General features: G+C 63.0%; 6 protein-coding genes and 2 pseudogenes. 5 read left to right on the top strand and 3 right to left on the bottom strand.

Features of this window, described 5'->3' with window-relative positions:
• From AC4FAH_RS11745 to AC4FAH_RS11735, 3 genes and pseudogenes are all read right to left on the bottom strand, one after another.
• Positions 1-200: pseudogene (locus AC4FAH_RS11745) on the bottom strand (hypothetical protein); the annotation flags it as partial.
• A gap of 120 nt (positions 201-320) precedes the next feature.
• Positions 321-1,310 (bottom strand): TIGR03571 family LLM class oxidoreductase, encoded by a 990-nt coding sequence (locus AC4FAH_RS11740; protein ID WP_490246071.1) that lies wholly within the window; start codon positions 1,308-1,310, stop codon positions 321-323.
• Positions 1,311-1,339: 29 nt separating this feature from the next.
• Positions 1,340-2,521 (bottom strand): MFS transporter, encoded by a 1,182-nt coding sequence (locus AC4FAH_RS11735; protein WP_153635968.1) that lies wholly within the window; start codon positions 2,519-2,521, stop codon positions 1,340-1,342.
• A 452-nt stretch (positions 2,522-2,973) separates the two neighbouring features.
• On the opposite strand from AC4FAH_RS11735, the gene AC4FAH_RS11730 reads away from it, so the two are divergent.
• The 5 genes and pseudogenes from AC4FAH_RS11730 to AC4FAH_RS11710 all read left to right on the top strand — a co-directional run.
• Positions 2,974-3,231 (top strand): hypothetical protein, encoded by a 258-nt coding sequence (locus tag AC4FAH_RS11730; RefSeq protein WP_287020830.1) that lies wholly within the window; start codon positions 2,974-2,976, stop codon positions 3,229-3,231.
• Between the two features lie 74 nt (positions 3,232-3,305).
• Positions 3,306-4,727: a sodium:solute symporter family protein gene (locus tag AC4FAH_RS11725; protein WP_490246072.1), complete on the top strand. Its 1,422-nt coding sequence runs from the start codon at positions 3,306-3,308 to the stop codon at positions 4,725-4,727.
• A 209-nt stretch (positions 4,728-4,936) separates the two neighbouring features.
• A pseudogene (locus AC4FAH_RS11720) lies at positions 4,937-6,171 on the top strand (GGDEF domain-containing protein).
• A gap of 206 nt (positions 6,172-6,377) precedes the next feature.
• Positions 6,378-7,433: a GlxA family transcriptional regulator gene (locus AC4FAH_RS11715; RefSeq protein WP_474373729.1), complete on the top strand. Its 1,056-nt coding sequence runs from the start codon at positions 6,378-6,380 to the stop codon at positions 7,431-7,433.
• Between the two features lie 214 nt (positions 7,434-7,647).
• Positions 7,648-8,153, top strand: a 506-nt coding sequence (locus AC4FAH_RS11710; protein WP_490246070.1) for a trimeric intracellular cation channel family protein, incomplete at its 3' end; no start/stop codon positions are given.

Here is an 8,153-nt window from a genome sequence, read left to right as displayed (position 1 = left end):
GCCATGAACTTCCAGTCGACGGGATTGAGGCCGATGGCACGCGTGGCGACCAGTACCTCGTCGTCTCCCGGGGCGCCGATGTCCACCTCTGACTGCTCGAGCGCCTCAGGCTCGCCCGAGCCTTGCCATACCCAGGCGGGTGCCCGGGTGGCGCTGTGACTGATGTCTTGCTGGGTGGTGGTCTCTGTGGAATCTGACATGGGATCTCCTTGCAGCGTGAACGGTGAATCCTTTCCGCCATGGCGGGGGCAGGTCGCGCGACCCGCCCGGCTTACCAGTGCGCTCAGTCAGCCGGGCAGGTCAGTGCAACCCTTGCGCCCTCATGAGAAGTGCGGCAGCACCTCACGCCCCAGTTCCTCGAGGGTTTCCGTGAGCGGGCGGCGATTGCGACGCAGGTGGAAGCCGATGTGATTCACCCCGGCATCCTGCATGGCCGACAGTTCTTCCATGAGGGCAAGGCGGCCACTCGACAACCCGAAGCGATGACGACGCACCGGGGCGTGCGGGTCTTCTTCCAGATTGAGGTGGATGAAACTGACGTAAGGTTTATCACCGGCGACCTGACGCCAGAGCGCCACGCGACGGATGTGGTCCTCCGGCGTGCCCGGGTAGGCCAGCCAGCCGTCCATCTCGCGACCGATCCACTCGGGCGTCTGCTGGGAGAGCCCGGCACTCAACAGCGGCGGACGCGTCGCGGCAGGCAGGATGGCCTGACCTTCGCTCAGGGCGTCGTCCGCCTGGCCCTTGATGACATCCACCGCATGACGGAAGGCGGCACCACGGGTCGCGAACTCTTCGCCGAACAGCGGGTATTCCGCCGGTCGGTCGCCACTGGCGACGCCCAGCAGCAGGCGGTCTTCGCTCAGGGCCTGCACGCTGGCGGCGGCCTTTCTCACCAGCCACGGCTGGCGCAGCGGCAGCACCGCGGCGGCAGTGCCCAGCAGCAGGTTGTCTGTGTGACTGGCCAGATAGCCCAGGTGGGTGAACAGCTCGAAGACCTGACCGGCATCGCCGAAGGCGGGGTCGAACAGCGGCACGTCACGCAACCAGGCGGCGCGGAAGCCGAGCCTGTCGACCTGGCCGATCAGCTCGGCATGGGCCATGTCAGGCACGCCGAAGGGCGTGGAGGGGGCTCTGTCAGTGCGGACCCAGTCATTGTCGAGGGGCAGTTCGACGCCCAGGGTCAGGGGCCTTGAGTGAGACGATCCAGCGGGCGGGTCGGGGAGATCATGATGGACTCCTTCAGCAAGCAGGTGGGTAGACGACGGTGCCCCCGAACCAGCAGGCTGAGCTGTCGGAATCGGGGGCACGTCGTGATGGCGGGAGGCTTCGCGGCGGATCAGGCGGTCGCGATGGAAGACGCGTGACGCTTGTCGAGGCGGCCGGCCAGCAGGGTCAGCAGCAGGGCGGCGGTGACGATCAGCGCGCCGATCCAGGCGGTGTCGGTCAGTGCCATCCCGGAGACCACCTGGCCACCGACGATGGAGCCCAGTGCGATGCCGATGTTGAAGGCGGCGATGTTGAGGCCGGAGGCCACGTCAACGGCCTGCGGCACGAAGCGTTCGGCCTGCTGCACGACGTAGACCTGCAGGCCCGGCACGTTGCCGAAGGCGAAGGCACCCCAGATCAGGATGGTGATCACGGCGGTGATCGGGTTGGCGGCAGTGAAGGTCAGCACGCCGAGGATGACGATCAGGCCACCGAAGATCAGGGTCAGGGCGCGAATCGGGCCCATGCGGTCAGCCAGCTTGCCGCCCTGGATGTTGCCGATGGCGACCGAGATACCGTAGACCAGCATGATCAGACTGATGGCGCCTTCATTGAAGCCACTGACGTCCTGCAGCAGCGGGGCCAGGTAGGTGAAGGCCGTGAAGGTGCCGCCGTAGCCGAGAATGGTGATCAGGTAGACCAGCAGCAGGCGCGGATGGGTCAGAACCTTGAGCTGTTGGGCGAAGGTGGCGGGTACGCTCTTCTTGAGATTGTTGGGCACCAGGATGGCGCTGCCAATCAATGCCAGTACGCCGAGGACCGAGACTACAAGGAAGGTGGCGCGCCAGCCGAAGTGCTGGCCGATCCAGGTGCCCAGCGGCACGCCGGTGACCAGAGCCACGGTCAGGCCGGTGAACATGATGGCGATCGCACTGGCTTCCTTGTCCTTGCTCACCAGGCTTGTCGCGATGGTGGAGCCGATGGAGAAGAAGACCCCGTGGGCCAGGCCAGTCAGGATGCGCGCCGTGATCAGCGAGCTATAGCTGGGTGCCTGCCAGGCCAGCAGGTTGCCGGCGATGAACAGTGCCATCAGGGCCAGCAGTACCAGCTTGCGATTGAAGCGGCCGGTCATGGCGGTCAGCACGGGGGCGCCGATGGCGACACCGACGGCATACAGGCTGACCAGCAGGCCAGCGGAAGGCAGAGAGACGCTCAGGTCCTGAGCGATGGTGGGTACCAGTCCGACGATCACGAACTCGGTGGTCCCGATGGCAAAGGCGCTCAATGTCAGCGCCAGCAGGGCAAGGGGCATGGCAGTTCTCCATCAGCAATGGGTGGGTCTTGGATGCTGTGCAGTCTGCCGTGAGATACCTTTGTGATAAACGCACGAAATGATGAAAGACTTTTGCAGTTTTCGGAAAGATTCCCGATGACGACGTCCTTTCCCCCCATCCTTGCAGCGCCTGTCTCTGTCTCTGTCAGCTTGTGTCGCCATCTCGATCTCATGCCAGATGGCGCCACAGGGTGACTCAACAGCGTGATTCAACAGGGGGGCTCGACAGGGCGACTCAACCGGGCGACTCAACAGCGGGATTCACAAGGGTGACTCCACAGGGCGGGGCGCAGCGGCTACACTGCGCGCCGAGAATTTTCATTCACTCCCTGTTCACATCGGAGATCGTCTTGGCCGCGCCTGACACCCCGTCTTCCTCTCAACCTGATGCCCGGACTGCAGAGACTCCCTGTTCCTTGCCGCGCCTCGTCATGCCCTCGACCTGGCGGGGCTGGAGCCTGCTGGTGATCTTCCTGCTGCTGGTCGTGATGGGCATCTGGCCGGTGATCGGCTGGATCAACCAGCAGACCCTGTTGTGGGGCATGCCGTCATTGATCATCTGGAGTTACCTGATCATCTTCGCCTGCAGTGGCGCGATGTTGCTGGGCAATTGCCTGTTGCGCCGTCGCCACGGCGCAGACCCGCTGTCGAAAACGTCTGCTGGCGAAAGAGACGGAGGCGCCGCGTGATCGATCCGCATGCCTTTTCGTCCGTGCATGACAGCGTGCCCTTGCTGGTCACCCTGGGGTATGTCGTCCTCGCCATGGCCATCGGTCTCGGCGCGCGGGGCGGCCGGCGCATAGACACGCTGGAGCAGTGGGGGGTCGCCGGGCGCTCGATGGGGCCCGTGACGCTCTATCTGTTGATCGCCGCCGGCAGCGTCAGTGCCTACACCTTCATGGGCGCGCCGGGCTGGGCCTACAGCAAGGGCGTGCCGGTGTTCTATGTCGCCATCTATCTGGCCTATCTGGCGCTGGTGGCCTGGTACTTCGGCCCCAAGGTGTGGAAGTTCGGCGAGCAGTTCGGGCATGTCACCCAGGCAAGCGCGATCGCGGACCGCTATCAGAGCCCTCTACTAGGCGCGCTGTCGGCGCTGGTGATGTCGATTGCCTCCATCGCCTATGCGGTCCTGCAGACCATCGGCTCGGCCTACATTCTGCTGGTGATGAGCGGCGGGCGCATTCCGCTCTGGGCTGGCGTGTTGCTGGTGCTCAGCGCGATTGCCGTCTATCTGTTCGTCAGCGGCCAGCGCGCCATCGGGCGCACCAATGCCTTCCAGGGCGTGTTGATGCTGGTCGTTGCCTGGGCAATCGGCCTGTGGGCGGCCTATCTCTCCACCGGCGAATGGGGCTTCAGTGGCGTGTTCACGCGTCTTGAGGCCAGCCATCCGGAGTATCTGCGTCTGCCCGGTGCCGGGGGCGACATGAGCTTCAGCTTCTGGACCACCTCGATCATCGTCTCGATGCTGTCCTTCATGCCGCCGGTATGGACCCAATGGATGAGCGCCGCCTCCGCCGGCACCATCCGCCGCAGTGCCAGCTGGCTGCCGACCTACTATGTGGTGATCCTGCCGCTGGTGGTGGTCGGCTTCATCGGTATCTACAGCCTGCCGGAGCTTGCGCGCGCCGACACCGTGGTGCTCGAATACGCGATGGCCAACATGCCGGTCTGGCTGGTGGGCCTGTTGGGCGCGGGCACGCTGGCGGCCTCGATGTCCTCCAGCGAGCCCTTCATTCACTCGGTAGCCCTGAGCCTGAGTCGTGATGTGCTGCAGCCGGGCCTGAAGCTTGATGACCAACGCGCTGGCAAGCTGGCGCGCTGGCTGATCTTCCCGGTGATGTTCCTGATCGTGGCACCCCTGGCGATCTGGGAGCCGGGCAATCTGGTGATGATTCTCTTGATCGGGCTGGGCTTTGCCTCTCAGGTATTGCCGGCATTTCTGGGCATGTTCTTCTGGCCACGTGCCTCGGCGGCAGGTGTCATCAGCGGCATCAGTGCCGGCTTCGTGGTCACGGTGCTGTTTACCGTCGTGTGGCCACATCCTCTAGGCTTGCATGCCGGTTTCTGGGGACTGATGCTCAACCTGCCGGTCTTCGTGCTGGTGTCGCTACTGACACGGCCGGTGGATGAGGCAGTGACGTTGCGCTTCTTCCGCATCGCCGCTCCCTGGAGTCTCAAGCGCTGAGATTGCGCAGGGAATATCGTGAGCGGAGGGATGTCGGGGGGCACTCCGCTCTGATAGTCGAGCGCTGGGCTAGATCAAGCAGTTGTATTGAGCTTGGACAGGCATTTCACAAGGTTGTGAACGATTGTCACGTTTGCGCCCGATCGCTTATTGATCCGTGTCGCCTTGTATAGAGTGAGATCATTAATTGGCTGTCCTCAAGGGAGGGGATGTGCATGAATGATCTGATGGTGCAGGTGGACAGACAGATACAGCAAGAGGGCGGTCTGGGAGTGCATTTCCCCGCTGAGATAGAAGCGCGCTTCGAGCACGATATCCATGTCGCGCGCAGTCACAAGCTTGCCTGCATGGGCGCGGTGGCGATCAGTATCTATGTGCTGTTTCTGCTCAATGACTGGCGCTTTCGTCCCGATCACATGCCGGAGGCCATCGTCATTCGCGTCGGGGTCATGACGCCCATCGCCCTGATCTGCATCTATATGCTCAAGCGGGGTGTTTCGCCGGTATTGCGTGAGATGTTGATGACTGCGCTGGTGTGCTTCGCGATGATCTTCACCGCCCTGTTGATCCAGTTGTCAGTCTCGCCACATTCCTTCCTCGATCTGTTCGCACTTGGCCTTATCGTGCTGGTGGGCAATGTCCTGTTTCAGCTGCGCTTCTGGTATGCCCTGTGCTCTTCGGCCTTCCATTTCGGCGTGATGCTGTATCTGGTCAATGCCCATCCTGCGCCCTATGCCTCGGCGGGTTTCATGGCGTTGATGGTGTTTTTGTCCATCACGCTGTTTTCGATCATTTCCAATCTGCGCAGCGAAAAGGCCGAGCGCCTTTCCTACCTGCTGTTGCTGCGTGAGCAGCTCAGGGTCGAGGAGTTCACCGAGAAGAATGAAGAGTTCCGACGCCTGGCCTCGATCGACCCATTGACCGAAGTCTATAACCGGCGTCACTTCGACAGTCTCGTGAGTTCGCTGCTCGGAAAGCAGGTTGACAGCCGTCTTCAATACGGCGTGGCCATGATCGATGTCGACCATTTCAAGTCCTACAACGACCTTATGGTCACGTGAAAGGGGACCTATGTCTCAAGCGTATCGCGACGGCCATCTTTGAAAGCGTGCACCCCGATGTCGATATCGTGGCGCGTTTCGGGGGCGAGGAGTTCGTGGTGTTGCTGCCATCCTGTACGCCGCAACAGGCATTGGCGCGCGCAGAAGAGATTCGCCGCCATGTTCGCGACCTGGCGCTACCGCATGCGGGAAGTTCACGCCATGGTATTGTCACCATCAGTATCGGGGTCTCTGCTGCAGGCACCGGCCAGGGTTGCAGCTTCGAGACCATTCTCAAGCAGGCGGATGAGGCGCTTTATCGCGCCAAGGCCTCGGGACGAGATCGCTGCGAGCTGTTTGCTCAGCAGGATCCGCAAGCGCTGGGCCGAGCCTTCGCCGGCTAGCGTCGCTTAGGCCGTTCTCGGGTTTCAACCCCGTGCCACTTACCTCAAGTGCCTGACACGGGTAAGGTTGAGGTAAATGGCCGCAAGTTGATGAAATTTGCTACATGTCTGAACCGCCACCCGAACCAGTTGAATCCTCTGAACTGTCAGCACGATCTGAATTGTCAAAACCGTCTGAACACTCTGAACGGCCCTCGCAATCCCGCATGCTTCCTCTAGCGACGGCGCCGGAGCCTCTCTCTGCGCCGTATCCGCGCCCGGATTCACCGCCGCTGCTGGCGCCGGGGGCCGCCGAGCACACGCTGAATGTCTGGTTGGTGCCGCGCTTCTCGATGTTGACGTTGTTCTGCCTGCTGGAACCGCTACGGGTCGCCAATCGCTTTGGACGGCCGCTGTTCGCCTGGCGCCTGCTGTCCAGTGATGGCGAGGCTGTCGTGGCCAGCAATGGCGTGCGCATCGACGTCGATGGCGCCTTGTCGTCTCTGGTCAATGAGACGCAGTCGGGTGGCCAGAGTGGGGCGCAGACGCGCTTGATGGTGGTGTCATCCTACGGGCCGGAAGTCAGCGTCGGCAGCCAGGCGCGTGGCGTGATTCGGCACCTGGCAGCCCACGGCGCCTGGTTGGGAGGGTTGGATACCGCCCCCTTCATTCTGGCGCGCGCCGGGGTGCTCGCCGGTCATCGGGTCGCCCTGCACTGGGAGAGCGTGCCGGCCTTCCGCGAGGAATTTCCTCATCTCGAGATCAGTCAGGCCGACTATGAATGGCAGGGCGAGCGGCTGACGGGGTCTGGCGGCGCGGCCAGTATCGACATGATGCTGGTGTGGATCGAGTTTCTGTACGGGCCGTCGCTGGCGGACGCCGTCGGGCGGCAACTGGTACATCAGCGCGGGCATCTGGCCACGCCTGCTGCTGTCAGCACTCGAGACGATTCGCTGCCACGCAGTGTGATCAAGGCGCTGGCTGTGATGAAGGCCAATCTTGCCCAGGTGCTGACGATCCCCGGCATCTGTCGTCTGGTCGGCCAATCCCAGCGCCAGCTGACGCGTCTGTTCATGGCTCACTTCGAGGAAACGCCCAAGCAGCGCTATCTCGGCATGCGGCTGGATCATGCCCGGTGCGTATTGGCCGACAGCAGTCGCAGCGTTTCCCAGGCGGCTCTCGGCGTCGGGTTCACGCATCTGGCGCACTTCTCGCGTGCCTATCGCCAACGGTTCGGTGAGCCGCCCAGCGCGACCGCGCGCCGTGGTCAGGCCACGCCCTGAGGCGGGTCATCATCCTCCGCTCCCTCAAGGCGGCGCGGATGACGTCGAGGGCACAAAAAGAGCCGCAAAAGGGAGTATGATCGCGCCGCTGCGCCGCTGCGCCGCTGCGCCATCGCAGCAGACGGCTTGGCAGAAGAGGCCATCACGGTTCGCGACAAGCATATACGCCAATGTTTCATGCGCACGCCAGCGCACTGCAGGAGGCTTCACGAGAATGAACTGGATAACCTGGCTCGACCTGGCCGGTGTGATGATCTTTGCCCTGACCGGTGTCGTCGTGGCGTGCCGTTCACGCATGGACCCGATCGGCATGCTGGTGCTGGGCGCCGTGACCGGTATCGGCGGCGGTACGCTGCGTGATCTCGTGCTGGGAATCGGCCCGGTGTTCTGGGTCGAGCAGCCGATCTATCTGTGGGTCATCCTGTTGACGGTAATGGTGGCGACGCTCGGTTTTCATTATATCCATCGCCTGACGCGGGTTTTCCTGCCGGTCACCGATGCCTTCGGGTTGGCGCTGTTTACGGTGTTGGGCGCGCACAAGGCGCGCATGCTGGGCGTGGATGGCATCGTGGCCGTCTTGATGGGCACCATGAGCGGCGTGGCGGGTGGCATGATCCGTGATGTGCTCGCGCGCCGTGTGCCGATGGTGCTGCGTCAGGAAATCTACGCCTCGGCGTCGCTGGCGGGTGGCATTCTCTATATCGCGCTTCTCGAGGCGGG

The sequence above is a fragment of the Cobetia sp. genome (assembly GCF_983723665.1).
The sequence above is the reverse complement of the archived record's forward strand: the minus strand, read 5'-3'. Positions and strand labels throughout refer to the sequence as shown.